This window comes from Rhodococcus sp. PD04 (genome assembly GCF_035918275.1).
Classification (GTDB): Bacteria; Actinomycetota; Actinomycetes; order Mycobacteriales; family Mycobacteriaceae; genus Rhodococcus; species Rhodococcus rhodochrous.
This window is the reverse complement of record NZ_CP142144.1, coordinates 485,800-501,345: the sequence shown is the minus strand read 5'-3', so window position 1 is coordinate 501,345 and position 15,546 is coordinate 485,800. Positions and strand designations below refer to the sequence as shown.

The window sequence follows — 15,546 nt, the reverse complement described above, 5'->3', positions numbered from 1 at the left end:
TCTTCTACGTCCTCGAATGCCCCGACCACGATTTCCCGCGCGCCTACCGCGAGATGCTCGAACAGGTCGAATACGCCGAGAAACTGGGCTTCGACGAGGTGTGGCTGGCCGAACACCACGGCAGCGACTACGGTTCCATGCCTTCCCCGCAGGTGGCGGCGGCCGCCATCGCGCAACGCACGCAGCGCATGCGCATCGGGATCGCGGTCAGCAATCTGACCTTCGACTGGCCGGTGCGCATCGCCGAGGACTACGCGATGGTCGACGTGCTCTCCGGCGGGCGCCTCGACTTCGGCGTCGGCCGCGGCTACCAACCCCAGGAGTTCCGCAACATGGGGGTCGGCGACCTGCAGGGCGCGAGCCGGGACATGTTCACCGAGGCACTCGAGATCGTGCGCGGGCTGTGGAGCAAGCCGGCGGGACAACCGTTCTCGTACCACGGCAAGCACTTCGACCTCGAGGACGTCGACTGCCGCCCCACCCCGGTGCAGCGCCCCACCCCACCGATCTACATCGCCTCGATCAGCCCCGAGACCCTCGATCTTGCCGCTGACCAGGGCTACAACATGCTCGTCACCCCCACCCTGATGACGATGCCCGAATTGAACAGCTTCGTCGTCGACGCCAAACGCCGATTGCGGGATCTGGGCCGCGACATCCTCGACCTGGATTTCCCGATGAACTGGCAGATCCACCTCGCCGACACCGAACAGGCCGCGGTGGGCAACGCCCGCGAGGCGTTGAACTGGTACTTCGACGCCGCACTGTCGGCGGTGCCGCAGGGCTCGGACGTGCCGCCGACCTACGAGCGCTACGCCGAACTGGTCTCGGCCACCGACGAGGCCGGCGGCGTCACCGTCGACGGTCTGCGCGACGGCGGCGTCGTCTACGTCGGCGACCCCGACGGCCTGATCCGGCAGCTCGACGCGCTGCACGACGAGACCGGGCTGCAGCACCTGATCTGCTGGATGCGCTTCGGCGGCCTCGAGCACGACAAGGTGCTGCGATCGATGGAACTGTTCGCCGAGCACGTCATGCCGCGCTTTCGCGACCGCGCCCCAGTGGTGCCGCGGGCGCTGCGGGAGCATCCGGCCCCCGAGACCACGTCCTTGCCCCCTTCCCTACTCGTTCAGGAGGACACCATGGGATATCTGCCCGTCGAGAACGACCGCAGCATCTACTTCGAACACCACCGCGGCAGCGGCCGGCCGATCGTGCTGGTGCACGGCTGGGGCGCCAACGCCCGCGCCTGGGACACCACGCTGCCGGCGCTGCTCGCCCACGGCAACGAGGTCGTCACCATCGACCTGCGCTGCTGCGGCCGGTCCGACAAGGACTTCGACGACGTGTCGATCGCCGCACTCGGTGAGGACGTCGTGCGCCTGGTCGACCATCTCGGGCTCGACCGGCCGGTGATCAACGGCTGGTCGCTCGGCGGAGCCGTCGCCACCGTCGCCGTCGCCCAGCTCGGCGACCGGGCGTCGGGGCTGGTGCTCACCGGCGGGGCCTCCCCGCGCTACACCGCGACCGACGACTGGCCGCACGGAGGTTCGGTCGACGACGTCGAGGGCACCCTCGCGGCCGTGGCCGCGAACCGCGCCGAGACCTTCCGTGGGGTTGCCGCGGCGGTATGCGCGCAGAATCCCGGTGAAGCCGTACTGGATTCGATCTGGGACATGTTCATGGCCATGGGTCCGCGCGGGGACGACTCGCTGCGCGATCTCGCGACGGTGGATCTGCGCAAGGAGATGGCGGCGCTCGAGGTGCCGATCCTGCTGCTGCACGGCACCGCCGACGCGTTCGTGCCGTTCTCCGCGTCCGAGGCCGTGTGCAGTATCAACGCACGCGCCGAACTCGTCGAGTTCACCGGGGTCGGACACGCGCCCTTCCTCGAGGACCGCGACCGCTATCTCGCCGCGCTGACGGGATTTCTGAAGCGATGACCGAGACGAAGAACTGGCTGGTCACCGGTGGGTCGCGGGGAATCGGCCGGGCGGTCGTCGAGCAGGCGACCGCCCGCGGCGACCGGGTCGCGGTGTTCGCCCGCAAGCCTGCCAGCGCGCAGTGGGCCCATCCGGACCGGGTGGTCGAGATCCACACCGATATCGCCGATCCGGACTCGCTCGCCCGCGGGGTCGACACCGTCTTCGAACAGTTCGGCTCACTCGACGTGGTGGTCAACGCCGCCGGGGTGCATCGTGGCGGCCGCATCGGCGACCTGTCGCGCAAGCACTGGGACGAGGTGATCAGCACCAATCTTTCCGGCGCGTTCGAACTGGCCCGCACCGTCTCACCCCGACTCGGGGCCGGCGCAGCGATCATCAATGTCGGTGCGGTGGTAGGTTTCCGGGGCTTCCCAGGTGATGTGGCCTACGGGGCGGCGAAAGCCGGCCTGCACGGGCTGACGCAGGTGCTCGCTGTCGAGCTGGCGCCACGGCAGATCCGGGTGAACCTGGTGATCCCCGGTTTCGTGGACACCGACATGACCTCCGCCCTGACGGGGCGGGCTCGTGAGCGGATCCTCGCGGCGATCCCGATGGGCCGTACCGGTCTTCCCGAAGAGATCGCGCAGGTCATTGTGGGTGTCGCCGATTCGCCGTACATGACCGGGTCGGTGGTGGCCACCGACGGCGGGTTGATGAGCTCGTTCAGTTCCCGCAGTTGACCCCTGGGTAGTTGTAGCGACCTACAACCGCCGGAAAACTTACGTGACCCACGCCACAGGCTTCCGGCTAGTCTCGAGTCCAGCAGCATCGAAAACGTTCCCCCGCTGCATTTTTCGTCCAATCCCCTCCGAAAAGGAGTTCGCATGGACAACGTCGCGAGCGCCGGAAGCCTCGAAGCGGCCAACAAGAAGCTCGTCTCGGAATTCATGGAGGTCTTCTCCACCGGCGACGTCGAGGCGATCATGGGCTATCTCGCCCCCACCGCCACCTGGTGGGTCGCCGGCACCATCGAGGGCATCTCCGGCACCAAGAACAAAGAAGAGTTCCGCGCGATGCTCTCCGGTCTGTCGACCGAGACGAAGACCGGCGCGATCCGTCTGACCCCGCTGGCGTGGACCGCCGAGGGCGACCGCGTCGCGGTGGAGACCGAGTCGTACTCCGAGATGAAGAACGGCCGCATCTACAACAACCTCTACCACTTCGTCTTCGAGGTCCGCGACGGGCAGATCCAGTCGGTCAAGGAGTTCCTCGACACCGAACACACCCGGGCCGTCTTCCTCGGCTGACTCCCCTCCCCATTCCTCCTGAAACCCCACTCACACAAGGAGCTACGTCCATGGACGTCGGAATGCTGCTGGTCTTCCAGAACTACCACGAGAACGTCAGCGACCAGGAGGTCTTCCTCCGCGAACTCGAGATGGGCGTCGACGCGGAGAAGTACGGATTCGACGCCGTCTGGTCCGCCGAACACCACTTCGACGACTACTCGATGTGCCCGGACAACCTGCAGATCATGTCCTACATCGCGGGTCGGACCTCGACGATCAAGCTCGGCACCGGCGCCGTGATCCTGCCGTGGAACAACCCGGTCCGAGTCGTCGAAAAGATGGCGATGCTCGACATGATGTCCGGCGGCCGCGCCCTCTACGGCATGGGCCGCGGCCTGGCGAAGATGGAGTACGACGCCTTCGGCATCCCGATGGACGAGGCCCGCGGCCGGTTCATCGAGGCCGCCAACCTCACTATCGAGGGGCTGCGCACCGGCGTCGTGGACAACCCCGACGGCGAGTTCTACAAGCAGGCCCGCGTGGAGATCCGGCCCGCCCCGAACCCCGCCTACGAGTGGACCCGCGACCGGCTGTTCGGCGCCGCCATGTCCCCCGATTCCGTGCCGGTCATCGCCGATCTCGGTGTGCGCATGATGACCTTCGTGCAGTACGAGTTCGCCAAGCACGCCGAAGCGATCAACCGCTGGCGCGATCTGTACCGGGAGCGGTGGAACACCGAACCGCTGCCGCCGGTCGTGCAGGACTTCGTCATCTGCCACGAGGACGCCGAGGAGGCCCGCCGCCTCGCCTACGAGCACACCGCCCGCTACTTCCTGTCGGTGATCAAGCACTACGACTTCGCCGGCGAGCACTGGCGCAACACCCGAGGCTACGAGACCTACCAGGCCGGCGCCGACATGATCCGCGAGGCTGGCATGGAGGCCGCCGCCGACGCCTACGTCGAGGCCAACATCTACGGCACTCCCGAGCAGATCGTCGAGAAGTACGCAGCCCGCCACGAACTGGTCGGCGACGTCTTCGTCAATGCCGCCTTCGCGTTCGGCGGCCTGCCGATCGACCAGGCCGAGAAGTCGCTGAAACTGTTCGGCGAGAAGGTCGTTCCCGAACTGCACAAGTTGAAGGCGAAGGTCCCGGCCGGCGCCTGATCTTGACCCGGGCGGTGCCCGGCCCAGCCGGGCACCGCCCGTTCCATCCCCGTCGGAGGACGACCATGAACTCCCCACTCACTCAAGATTTCACCACCGTGTTCCGGGACGTGATGGCCGGCGTGTGCACTCCCGTCACGGTGGTGACCGCACTCGACGGCGACCGTCCGCACGGCACCACCGTCAGCGCCTTCGCGTCGCTGTCGATGGATCCTCCGATGGTGCTCGTCGCACTCGACCGCGGATCGGACCTGCTGACCGTCGTGCGCGGACAGGGCCGGTTCGGAGTCAACATCCTCGGCCACGGCCAGGACAGCCTGGCACTGACCTTCGCCCGCAAGGGTCCCGACAAGTTCGCTGCCGTCGCATGGTCACTGTCGGCGGGCACCCCGCGCATCACCGGCGCTCCTGGATGGGTGGCGTGCACCGTTTCTGACCTCGTCGACGGCGGCGACCATGTGGTGGTCCTCGGCCACGTCACCGAGGCCGAGCGCCACGATCACCCGCCGCTGACCTACCACCGGCGCACTTTCGGCACCCACAGCGCAGAACAGGAGTAGTGGCCATGCCCCGCACCCCGGCCCAGCAGGTCGAACTCGCCGTCGAGGCCCTCGCCGCGGGCGGACTCGTCGTCGTGGTCGACGACGACGACCGCGAGAACGAAGGCGACCTCGTCGGCGCCGCGTCGACCATCACCGCCGAGCAGATGGCGTTCCTCGTACGCCACACCACCGGCATCGTCTGCGCACCCATGCCGGCGCACCGCGCCGACGCGCTCGACCTGCCGCTGATGGTCGAGCACAACACCGATGCGCACGGCACCGCCTTCACCGTCAGCGTCGACCACGTCTCCACCGGCACCGGGGTCAGTGCCGCCGACCGCGCCGCGACGATGCGGGCCCTCGCCGACGAGGCCACCGCCCCCGCCGATCTGCGGCGCCCCGGACACGTCTTTCCACTGCGCGCCCGCGAGGGCGGGGTCCTCGCTCGCGCCGGGCACACCGAGGCCGCCGTGGACCTGCTGCGCCTGGCCGGGGCCGGCGAGGTGGGGGTGATCGGCGAGATCGTCGCCGAGGACGGCTCCATGCGCCGCGGTGACGACCTGGCCGAGTTCGCCCGCCTCCACGGGCTGCCGCTCCTGCGCATCGCCGACCTGGTGCGCTACCGTGCGGCGACCGAACCGTTCGTCGAGTACGTCGCCGAGGCGCAGATGCCTACCGAGTTCGGGACGTTCCGCGCGGTGGCGTTCCGGTCGGTGCTCGACGACAGCGAACACCTGGCACTGGTGATGGGTGACATCGCCGCAGCCGGCCGCAGCCGCGAGGGGGTGCTGGTGCGGGTACACAGCGAATGCCTCACCGGCGACATCCTCGGCTCGCTGCGATGTGACTGCGGCGCCCAACTCGAACGCGCCCTCGAAGAGATTGCTCGCGAGGGCTGCGGGGTGCTGGTCTACCTCCGCGGCCACGAGGGGCGCGGTATCGGGCTCGCCCACAAGATCCGCGCCTATTCGCTTCAGGAGCAAGGCCTGGACACCGTCGATGCCAACCGCGCCCTGGGGCTGCCGGACGATTCGCGTAGCTACGGGGTGGGCGCCCGCATCCTCGCCGACCTGGGGGTACGGCGCATGCGGCTGATCACCAACAACCCGAGCAAGCTCGGCGGGCTGGAGGGCTACTCGATCGAAATCGTCGGCCGGGTGTCGCTGCCGACCGCCGTCACTGCCCATAACCTGCGCTATCTGCGGGCCAAGCGGGACCGGATGGGGCACGTGCTCGACACTTCTCTCCCCGATGTGATCACGACCTGACCATCGACTATTTTGTGATGTTGCACAACATCGTGGATGCCGAGTGACCGCGACCACGACGAGGAGGCGAGAGGACGGCATGACCCTGCTGCCGAGCACCGGAACCGGAACCACACCGCTCCGTCCTCCGGGCACGGCCACCGTCCCCCGTCACCGCGAGCGCGACGTCATCACCGCCTTCGCCGAGATCACCGGGGAGGCGATCAAGGACACCGACCTCGAGGAACTACTGCGCGCGGTGTGCCTCAAGCTGTGCGAGGTGATCGGGGTCTGCCGCTCCTCTCTCTACCTCAAGCGCCCCGACGGACGCTTCCGCGGCGCCGCCGGGCACTGCGCCGAGCAGGGCGACATCACCGAGGCCGTCAAACGCCAGGAATCCGGGATCGAGGGCGACCGGTTCAGCCGGGAGATCATCGACACCGCCCGCCCGGTGCTCATCGAGGACGTGCGCAACGACCCGCGGCCGCACCGGCGCACCATGGAGCACTGGCAGGTACGGGCCATGCTCGGCGTCCCCCTGGTATTCGACGGCGAGGTCATCGGGCTGCTGTTCGTCGACGACCGCGACGGCGACCACGTCTACACCCAGGAAGACATCGAGATCGCCGAGATGTTCGCGCAGCTCAGTGCGCTGTTCATCAGCCAGGCCATGCTCAACGTGCGACTGCGCACCCAGGCCTCGGAGATCGCCCGCAGCCGCAACACCCTCGCCTATCTCGCCGACGTGCATCGCAAGCTCACCAACGCCGTGCTCGAAGGCGCCGACATCCACACCGTCGTCGCGCTGCTATCGGACCTGTCCGGCAAACCCGTCGTGCTCTACGACGAGGACTTCCGGGTACTGGCCTGGTCCACGCCCGCCGCCCTCGGCCTCGACCGGCCACCGGTGATCTCCGAGAAGATCCGGGGCATGCCGTCGGTGAAGGCCGAACTCGCCGGTCTCAGCCCCGCGCGCCCGTCCGCAGTGGTGCCACCGACCCTGTCGGTCGGGCTCGGCCGCCGGCACCTGATGTGCCGGCTCGTCATCGAGGGCCGCCCCAACGGCTATCTCGGCATCGTCGAAGTCGGCCGGTCGCTCGAGGCAGTCGACGCGAACATCGCCGAGCACGGCGCGACCGTGCTGTCGCTGCAGATTCTGTCCGAACGCCGCCAGATCGAGACGCAGGGGCAGGCGCGCGACGACTACTTGTCCGACCTGCTGCGCAACACCCGCGACAAGGAACACCTGATCCGCCGCGGCCCGCAGTTCGGCATCGACCTGACCAACCCGCACGTGCTGGTGCGGTTCACCCTGTCCGCGAACCCGCGCCTGACCGCCTCGGTCGCGCAGCGCCTGGTCACCCGCCGTTTCCGGGAGATCTTCGGCATCGACGAGCCCGCCGCGGTGAAACTGCCCGGCCACATCATCGTGCTGGTCCCACTCCGCGAGGGCGGCTCCGCCGACGAGCTGGCGGCGGTGCGCGAGAAGGTGCAGCAGGTGCGCGCGTCGCTGCAACCTGATCTGGCCACCGGCGCCACCGTCATCTCCGGGGTGTGCCGGGAGGTCGCCGACTTCCCGCACGCCTCGCGCGAGATGCGGGAGGTCGCCGAGATCGCCCACTCCTTCGACCGGTCCGAGGACGTCCTCGACGTCACCGAACTCGGTCTGCTGCGTGTCGTCGTGAGCTCCGGCCGGGTCAAGGAGGCCGTGCGGTTCGCGCACGAGTACGTGCACACCGTGCGCGCCACCGACGACGGGATCCTGCTGGCGACCTGGCGCGCCTTCGTCGCCGCGGAGGGGCGGGTGCAGGGCGCCGCCGCGATGCTGGACGTGCACGAGAACACCGTTCGCTACCGGATGGGCAAGATCAAGGAGCTGACCGGGCTGGACCCGAGCAGCCTCGACGCCCTGCTCTCGGCGCGCCTGGCCTTCCAGATCCTCGAATTCTCGGCCCGCTGACCAGCGTCGATCCCGGCCCATCGGGTGTTGTAGGAATCCACAATCGGTCCCGAAAACCGCAGTGCCCCCATAGGTGTCGGCCGATACGTTCGATACATGCCGACCGACACCACACCCAGCGACCTCCTCGGGGTCGATCTCACCGCCGTGCGGGACTGGATGGACACCCAGGGCCTCGGCTCCGGCGAGCCGACCGCGGTCTCCCCCATCGGCGGCGGGACCCAGAACATCATGATCGGCTTCGAACGCTCCGGCGTCCGATACGTGCTCCGACGCGGACCGAAACACCTTCGGCCTCAATCGAACCGAGTGATGCAGCGGGAGATGACGCTGCTGCGTGCATTGTCCGGCACCGCGGTGCCGCACCCGACCTTCGTCGCCGGCTGCGAAGACACCCACGTGCTCGGTGCGGTGTTCTACCTGATGCGTGCTGTGGACGGCTACAACGCCGCCGAGACCCTCACCCCCGCCCACGGCGCCGACCGAACCTTGCGCCACCGCATGGGCCTGAGCATGGTCGACGCCCTCACCGAACTGGCGCGCCTGGACCCGGCGGCGATCGGATTGAGCGACTTCGGTCGCCCCGAGGGTTTCCTCGAACGACAGGTAGGCCGCTGGCTGGGCGAACTCGAGTCCTTCACCCACCTACCCGGTTACCCCACGGTGCTATTGCCGCAGGTCGAGAGGATCGCGTCCTGGCTCGACGACAACCGGCCGCCGCAGGGTGCACCCGGCATCCTGCACGGCGACTACCACGTCGCCAACGTCATGTTCGACCGCGTGGCCCCCACGGTCGTCGCGATGGTCGACTGGGAGATGGCTACCGTCGGTGACCCACTGCTCGATCTGGGCTGGATGTTGGCGATGTGGCCGGACGCCGACGGCGAACCCGACCTGCTCGAGAGCCGCCTCACCGCCGCCGGTGGTTTGCCGAGCCGCGCCGAGTTGATCGCCCGGTACGCCGCGAACAGCGACCGCGACCTCTCCGCGATCGACTGGTACACCGCGCTCGCCGGGTTCAAGCTCGGCATCATCCTCGAGGGCACCTACGCCCGCTCCCTCTCCGGGCAGGCCCCCACCGACGTCGGTGACCGCCTGCACCGCTACGCCCTGCTCCTGTTCGAGCGCACCCTGCGCTCGATCGACTGACCCGCTCCCCACACACCCCGGAGGTACGACGACATGGCTTGGGAATTCTCCACCGAACCCGAGTTCCAGCAGAAACTGGACTGGATGACAAGCTTCGTCCGTGACGAGATCCGTCCGCTCGAGACCTTCGAGCTGACCTGGCCGCAGCTGCGCAAGGCGATCGCGCCGCTGCAGCAGGAGGTCAAGAAGCAGCAGCTGTGGGCCGCGCACCTCGACCCCGAACTCGGCGGCCAGGGCTACGGTCAGGTCAAACTCGGCCTCATGCACGAGATCCTCGGCTCCAGCCCCTACGGGCCGATCGTGTTCGGTTGCCAGGCACCGGATTCCGGAAACACCGAGATCCTCGCCGCGGTCGGCACCGACGAGCAGAAGCGCCGCTGGCTCGACCCATTGCTCGCCGGCGAGATGTACTCGGCCTTCGCCCTGACCGAACCGGACAACGCCGGTGCCGATCCGACGAACCTGACCACCACCGCGGTCCGCGACGGTGACGGCTGGGTCATCAACGGTGCCAAGTGGTTCATCTCCAACGCCTCCACCGCCGACTTCGTCATCGTCGTCGCCGTCACCGATCCCGACGCCGAACGGCACCGCCGCGCCTCGCAGTTCATCGTCCCCATCGACGCCCCCGGCCTCGAGGTGCTGCGCGACATCGCCTCGATGGAGAATCCGTCGCCGCGGGAGAACACCTACGGGTCGCATTGCGAGGTCATCTTCCGCGACGTGCAGGTCGGGGGTGACGCCCTGCTCGGCAGTCCCGGTGACGGTTTCCTGATCTCGCAGAAGCGCCTCGGTCCGGGTCGTATCCACCACTGCATGCGCTGGATCGGCCAGGCCAACCGCGCCTTCGACATGATGTGCGAGCGCGCCACCTACCGTTTCGCCCACGGCAGCGTCCTCGGCGAGAAGCAGACCGTCCGCAACTGGATCGCCGATTCGGCCGCGGAGATGCAAGCGCTGCGGCTGATGACGCTGCAGGCGGCCTGGGTGATCGACACCCAGGGCACCAAGGCGGCTCGCAAGGAGATCGCCATGATCAAGTACTACGGCGCGAAGATCCTGCACGACGTCATCGACCGGTCCGTGCAGACGCACGGCTCCCTCGGCTACAGCTCCGACCTGCCGCTGGAGTTCATGTATCGCGCGGCTCGCGCCGCACGCTTGTACGACGGACCGGATGAGGTCCACCGCGACACCGTCGCCAAACTGATCCTGCGCAACTACCACGCTCCCGCTGACCAGGTGCCGAGCGAACATGTCCCAACCCGCCGACGCTCAGCGCTCGAGCATTACCCCGCGCTGTTCGACGAGGTCCTTGCTTCGGTTTGAGCTCAACGAATGACCATGTCCTCTTAGACCACGGCCCCGAAAGCCTGCTCCTCTGGCTCACACGGTGTGACAGCAAGAGCATCCCTCTTCGTGGATGCGACCCCACCGTCGAGGGGTGTCGGGACAACGGCGTCTCTCTGCGCCAAGGGGACGGGCCGAGAGTGCAATTGCAAAGTGGCGGGTCCGGGAAGTGACTGATCCGAAGTGTTGGTGCGGGATATCAGCCAGCTATGCAGGGCTCGAGCGTCCCCGATTGTCCTCCCGGGCCTGCCTCACTTCTTCGAGCCGCGTCATTGATCAACTGCTGGTAGGCGACGTCGGGCAACGCCCACCGAGGAAGTCATGCCGACTGCAACTCGCGGACCGTCTCGGCGGCATCGGCAGCCGGTAGGGGTGGCACCGTGAATCCTTCGGTTGCGGCGGCTGCAACGAACGAGCGCCACCGGCGACTGACGGTGGACTTGTCGACGTGCAACCGCCGCGCAACCTGGGTTTGCCGCAGGTGCGGCTCGTCGATGAGCATCGCCGCCACGCGTTTGACCGAGTCGGTGAAACTGCTGTCGGCGAGGAACTGCTGCAACCCGGCCGCGGTGTGCGGGTAACCGTTGCGCGTTGTATCGGCGCCGCGGTCGTTGACTACAACGTCGGCGTCCACGGTCGTCTCGGCGAGGGCAACACCCGCAACGCCGGACTCGTGTGAGGTGCCCGGTGATGCACCATCTGCTCGGTGGTGCACCTCGTGGGCGCGGCCCGCATCGGTTGCGCTCTCTCGCGTTGCCACGGTGACGAGCGTGAAGTCATGCTCCGTTGTCTTCTCAGTCGCAGTGCGGGTCGGTGCAGCGGCGTTGCTTTCGCGTTGCACGACATGATCCACCGGTGCAGCATCACGGCGTTGGGTGCGTTCGTCGATGACAACCTGCAACATCATGGTGAACAGGTGGAACAGGGCCAGCCACAGCAGCGGGAAGATCGCCGCAATGACCGCAGCAATGGCTGGTGGTTGTGGGATGAAGTCGAGCATCTCGGGCCTTGACCCCGGTTCTTGGACACGCTGAATCCAGCATCTGCTGGGGAAGCGAGATGATCTTCAGTCATGTCACGAAAGAACTACTCGGAGGAGTTCCGGCGCCAGGCGGTCGAGTTGTACGAGTCCACGCCGGGCGCGACGATCCGAGGTATCGCCGCTGACCTCGGGGTCGTGCGCGGTACCTTGACAGGCTGGATCGACCAGTACGGGACCGGCACCAAAACCCACGTCGACGGCACCCGGGTGCATACTCCGGCACGGCCCCACAACCCGAGCCCCGGCACGGGTAGCGAATCGGAGACCGTCGAGCAGAAACTCGCCCGTCTCGAAGCCGAGAACGCCGCCCTACGAGCGGAAGCAACCAAGCTCACCACCGAACGCGAAATCCTTCGTAAGGCGGCCAAGTATTTCGCCGGGGAGACGAACTGGTGACCCGCTTCCAGTTCGTCGCCGACCACTCCGACACCTATCAGGTGAAGCGGTTGTGCGAGCTCGTCGAGCTCGAGCGTTCGTCCTACTACGCCTGGAAATCCGCCGAGCCGGACAGGACCGCTCGCGCCGCGGCCGACGCGCAGCTGGCCGAACGAATCCGGGCGATCCATACCGAGGACAACACCTACGGAGCACCCAGGATCACCGCAGAACTCAACGATGGCGTCACCGTGAACGAGAGGGTCAACCACAAGCGGGTGGCCCGGGTGATGCGTCAGAACAGCATTGTCGGCTACCGCCGTCGACGACGGGTCACGACCACCGTCCCAGAACCTGCGGACCAGAAGGTGCCCGACCTGCTCGAGCGGGACTTCACCGCCCCTGCACCGAACTGTATCTACGTCGGCGACATTACATATTTACCGATCGAGGGCGGTGCCAACCTGTATCTGGCGACGGTGATCGACTGCTACTCCCGCAAACTCGCCGGCTGGGCGATCGCCGACCATATGCGCACCGACCTCGTCGCCGACGCTCTCCTTGCTGCTCATGGAGATCGTAATGGATTGTCCGGGTCTATCTTTCACTCCGATCACGGCGCGCAATACACCTCGAAGGATTTCGCTTCCCTCTGCGCCGACCTCGGCGTCACCCAGTCGATGGGTAAAGTCGGCACGAGCGCCGACAACAGTCTCGCCGAATCCTTCAACGCCGCCCTCAAACGAGAAGTCCTCCAGAACGCGAACGTCTGGTCGGACGAAGCCACGTGCCGGCGTCAGGTGTTCCGTTGGGTCACCCGCTACAACACCCGACGACGACATTCCTGGTGCGGACACCGGTCCCCGAACACCTACGAGACCCTCTACATCGCTACGCTGGCATCCGCGGCGTAATCCACCACCCGTGTCCATTTGCTGGGGGTAAGGCCCCTCTCCCGCTGCAACGCGCGCGAGGTTGCGGGCAGCGAGTTGATACGAGTGGTACGAGTTGCCCACCACACTCAACGCGACGGTGACGACGGCCAAGCTCATGCAGTAGCGGCGTGCCCAAGTGTGCCGGTTGGCAACGCGGAAGATGACGTAGCCGGCTGTTGCAGCGGCCTGTGCAACATCGATGGCAACCGGCGCCATCCACGCACGGCTCGGATGCACATTGATTTCGATGGCCAGTGCCCGCAACGCATCGAACGACAGCGTGAACGCCAGGCCGGCGAGGAACAGTGCCATGGTCGCCACTGCGGCGACACCGAGCATCTTCGAACGCACCGGTTGCGCATCGTGGCGCAACGGCGGTGCGGACTGAGTGGAGTCATCGGACACGACGGGAGCCTCTTTCTACGAAAATCTCTAGAGGGGTGCTGATTCGACTACTGACGCCCGTGCCGCGTTCCCGCTCCCCTACCGCATGGATGCGGACAGGACATCGAGGACGCGCTGCACGAACCACGCCGGGGACGGCAGATGGGCGGATCCGGTGGTCAGTTGAAGACGTCGACGAACCACTTGCCGTCGATCTGCGCGGTGGTGACGGTCTGGGTGATGCGGTGCACGCCGTCGGGGCGCAGTTCGGACAGATCGACGAGATAGACATCCGGCGAGAGGGCTTTGGTGCGTACGCAGTAGTTGGTGCCGACCGGGATGTCGTCGATGAACGGCTGCAACTGTTCGGCCGGGACGACGGAACTGGTCGGGGTGGCCAGGGCGCGGGCGGCGATCGCGTCGCGGCGCACGTAGTAGGCGTAGTTCCACGCGGCGATCACCCCGGCGCCGCTTCTCTGATCACCCCGGTCGGCGCGGCACTCGTCGTCGAGATCGGAAACCGGAGCCGTCGGTGCATCGGAGAGCTCGAGTATCGGCGTGTCTGCGCTCTCGACCTGCGTTGCAGCAGCAGCAGCATTCTGGGAGTCGTCACCGGCAACACCCCAGATCACGCCTGCGATGACGGCCGCGGCAACACCTACAACCGCGGCCGCGATGCGTGTGCGTTGCGGTGTGCGCCGCCCGGATCGGGCTTGCGGAGTCACTGCGGGTGCAACCAATGCACCGTCCCTCGCATCGCCGGGTGCAACCGCATCAGGGGTTGCACCCGGCGACGGGGTGGGTGCACCGCCGAGAAGGTCGACGACGGCCGGATGCCGGGAGGTGTTCTTGCCGAGTTTCATAGGTGCACCTACTTCCTTTCCGTGCCGTCAGGCGGAGGTCGGGGCGCCGGCGCCCTGGCCGATGGCGGTCGAGATCATCTCGGCGGCGGTCCCGGCCGAGCCACCGAAGAACGTCTCGAGCGTGCTGTCGACTCCGGCGATCACACTGTCGCCGCCGGGCTGAGCCGTCACCCACTCGCGGGCCTGCGCATCGATCTGCGGGGCCGTCTGCACCGCGTCCTGCACCATCTCCGCGGCAGCGGCACCGACCGGTCCGGAGGACTGCCACTGCTCAACCGTCGCCGCGGCCTGCTCGGCGATCACGTCCTGGTCCACGTCGGGCAACTCGACCTCGATCGGCTGGCCTTCGTCGTCCCCGGCACCGAAAGCGGTACCGGCGGCCAACCCGACCGCGCCGCCCACGACGGCACCGGGCACTGCGCCGACGGCGGCGCCGATCGCCGCGCCCGCCACGGTGCCCGCAACACCGGTGGTGACTTCGGGCAGCACCGGGATCGGCAGCGGCACCACCCCGCCGAGCGCGGCACCGCCGATGCCGCCGATGGTGCCGCCGATCAGCGCACCGGGCACCGCACCGGCCACCGCACCGGCGGTCGCACCGGCGGCGACACCGCCGATCTGGGCGGCCGCGACACGGTCGGCACGGTCGGCGCCGACACCGACGGACTTCCAGAACGTGGCCACCTGAGAGCGGGTCAGGCCGGCGGTGTTGTTGGTGCGCTCACGGTCGGCGTCGGTGACCCAGTTCGGCTGGGTGACGTGGATATCGCCGACCATGATTTTCTCGGGCGGGGCGATGTAGATCGGGGCCTGCTCGACCTCGATCGGGGCGTGCAGCGTCGACAGGTCCAGCGGCGGGGTGTAGCCGGCCTGACGGTCGTAGCGGCCGGTGTCGTAGTCGTAGTTCGGCAACGGCGCATACTGCGGCGCTACTGCCGGTGGGGCGGACCAGTAGATCGGCTCGGACGGCGCCTCCGGCACAGACACGACGTCGGGTTCCGGCGCCGGTACGGGCGTAGTGGTGGTGCCGCCTTGGGTTGCGCCGCCGGTGGTGCCGCCCTGCGAGGGAGCCGCCCCGGCTGCGGGGGTCAGCACCAGTCCTGCCGCGACGGCTGCGGACGCGACAAATGCGGCCGTGGCCTGCTGCCGGACCGTGCGGCGACGGTGGGCGCGGCGGGCCGCGCGGTTATCGATGGGAGTGTCGTTGTTCATCGAAGAGTGCCTTTCGTGTGTCGGCTCCATAGGGAGTCCGGGTCTGGTGGGAAATCGGGAAGAGTCGGGTGGAGAACCTCACGCCCGGTCCGAACGTGGTTCCGGGC

At 67.6% G+C, this 15,546-nt stretch carries 14 protein-coding genes and 2 pseudogenes; 12 read left to right on the top strand and 4 right to left on the bottom strand.

Annotation, left to right across the window (positions count from 1 at the left end; all coding sequences use genetic code 11):
• Positions 1 to 53 precede the first annotated feature (53 nt).
• The 10 genes and pseudogenes from U9J23_RS26585 to U9J23_RS26540 form a co-directional block, all read left to right on the top strand.
• Positions 54 to 878 (top strand): annotated as a pseudogene (locus U9J23_RS26585) (LLM class flavin-dependent oxidoreductase); the annotation flags it as partial.
• 264 nt (positions 879 to 1,142) lie between these two features.
• Positions 1,143 to 1,943 carry an alpha/beta fold hydrolase gene (locus U9J23_RS26580; RefSeq protein WP_326603329.1) on the top strand — a complete coding sequence of 267 codons (801 nt, stop codon included), beginning with the start codon at positions 1,143 to 1,145 and terminating at the stop codon, positions 1,941 to 1,943.
• Positions 1,940 to 2,665 (top strand): SDR family NAD(P)-dependent oxidoreductase, encoded by a 726-nt coding sequence (locus tag U9J23_RS26575; RefSeq protein WP_145709121.1) that lies wholly within the window; start codon positions 1,940 to 1,942, stop codon positions 2,663 to 2,665. Before U9J23_RS26580 ends, U9J23_RS26575 begins: the two co-directional genes overlap by 4 nt.
• Before the next feature lie 144 nt (positions 2,666 to 2,809).
• Positions 2,810 to 3,232 carry a nuclear transport factor 2 family protein gene (locus U9J23_RS26570; RefSeq protein WP_272269771.1) on the top strand — a complete coding sequence of 141 codons (423 nt, stop codon included), beginning with the start codon at positions 2,810 to 2,812 and terminating at the stop codon, positions 3,230 to 3,232.
• A gap of 50 nt (positions 3,233 to 3,282) precedes the next feature.
• Complete coding sequence (locus U9J23_RS26565) at positions 3,283 to 4,380, top strand: LLM class flavin-dependent oxidoreductase (RefSeq protein ID WP_229583182.1); 1,098 nt, start codon at positions 3,283 to 3,285, stop codon at positions 4,378 to 4,380.
• Positions 4,381 to 4,445: 65 nt separating this feature from the next.
• Positions 4,446 to 4,940 carry a flavin reductase family protein gene (locus tag U9J23_RS26560; RefSeq protein WP_272269769.1) on the top strand — a complete coding sequence of 165 codons (495 nt, stop codon included), beginning with the start codon at positions 4,446 to 4,448 and terminating at the stop codon, positions 4,938 to 4,940.
• Positions 4,941 to 4,945: 5 nt separating this feature from the next.
• Entirely contained in the window at positions 4,946 to 6,190 is a 1,245-nt protein-coding gene (locus tag U9J23_RS26555) for a bifunctional 3,4-dihydroxy-2-butanone-4-phosphate synthase/GTP cyclohydrolase II (RefSeq protein WP_272269767.1), read from the top strand.
• 79 nt (positions 6,191 to 6,269) lie between these two features.
• On the top strand, positions 6,270 to 8,129 hold the full coding sequence (locus tag U9J23_RS26550; protein ID WP_248675466.1) for a GAF domain-containing protein: 1,860 nt from the start codon (positions 6,270 to 6,272) through the stop codon (positions 8,127 to 8,129).
• Between the two features lie 96 nt (positions 8,130 to 8,225).
• Positions 8,226 to 9,278, top strand: a complete 1,053-nt coding sequence (locus U9J23_RS26545) for a phosphotransferase family protein (protein ID WP_272269764.1) — start codon at positions 8,226 to 8,228, stop codon at positions 9,276 to 9,278.
• 33 nt (positions 9,279 to 9,311) lie between these two features.
• On the top strand, positions 9,312 to 10,607 hold the full coding sequence (locus U9J23_RS26540; protein ID WP_272269762.1) for an acyl-CoA dehydrogenase family protein: 1,296 nt from the start codon (positions 9,312 to 9,314) through the stop codon (positions 10,605 to 10,607).
• 340 nt (positions 10,608 to 10,947) lie between these two features.
• Here U9J23_RS26540 and U9J23_RS26535 read toward each other — a convergent pair whose 3' ends face one another.
• Positions 10,948 to 11,628, bottom strand: coding sequence for a hypothetical protein (locus U9J23_RS26535; protein ID WP_326603286.1), 681 nt, complete (start codon positions 11,626 to 11,628; stop codon positions 10,948 to 10,950).
• A 72-nt stretch (positions 11,629 to 11,700) separates the two neighbouring features.
• Between U9J23_RS26535 and U9J23_RS26530 the strand changes: the two genes are divergently transcribed.
• Positions 11,701 to 12,959 (top strand): IS3 family transposase gene (locus tag U9J23_RS26530; protein WP_265572296.1). Its coding sequence is split into 2 segments (ribosomal slippage): positions 11,701 to 12,046 and positions 12,046 to 12,959, totalling 1,260 coding nucleotides; the frame shifts between segments, so codons are not numbered across the junction.
• A 141-nt stretch (positions 12,960 to 13,100) separates the two neighbouring features.
• Here the strand turns inward: U9J23_RS26530 and U9J23_RS27810 are convergent.
• Positions 13,101 to 13,292, bottom strand: a pseudogene (locus U9J23_RS27810) (DUF2637 domain-containing protein); the annotation flags it as partial.
• Between U9J23_RS27810 and U9J23_RS26525 the strand changes: the two are divergent.
• The gene (locus U9J23_RS26525; protein WP_326603283.1) at positions 13,228 to 13,368 is read left to right on the top strand and encodes a hypothetical protein; all 141 of its coding nucleotides are present in this window, start codon (positions 13,228 to 13,230) and stop codon (positions 13,366 to 13,368) included. The pseudogene U9J23_RS27810 and the gene U9J23_RS26525 sit on opposite strands and share 65 nt — an antisense overlap.
• 175 nt (positions 13,369 to 13,543) lie before the next feature.
• On the opposite strand, the gene U9J23_RS26520 is transcribed toward U9J23_RS26525, so the two are convergent.
• Positions 13,544 to 14,227, bottom strand: coding sequence for a hypothetical protein (locus tag U9J23_RS26520; RefSeq protein ID WP_272269981.1), 684 nt, complete (start codon positions 14,225 to 14,227; stop codon positions 13,544 to 13,546).
• Positions 14,228 to 14,254: 27 nt separating this feature from the next.
• On the bottom strand, positions 14,255 to 15,439 hold the full coding sequence (locus U9J23_RS26515; RefSeq protein WP_272269979.1) for an insoluble domain protein: 1,185 nt from the start codon (positions 15,437 to 15,439) through the stop codon (positions 14,255 to 14,257).
• Positions 15,440 to 15,546: the final 107 nt, after the last annotated feature.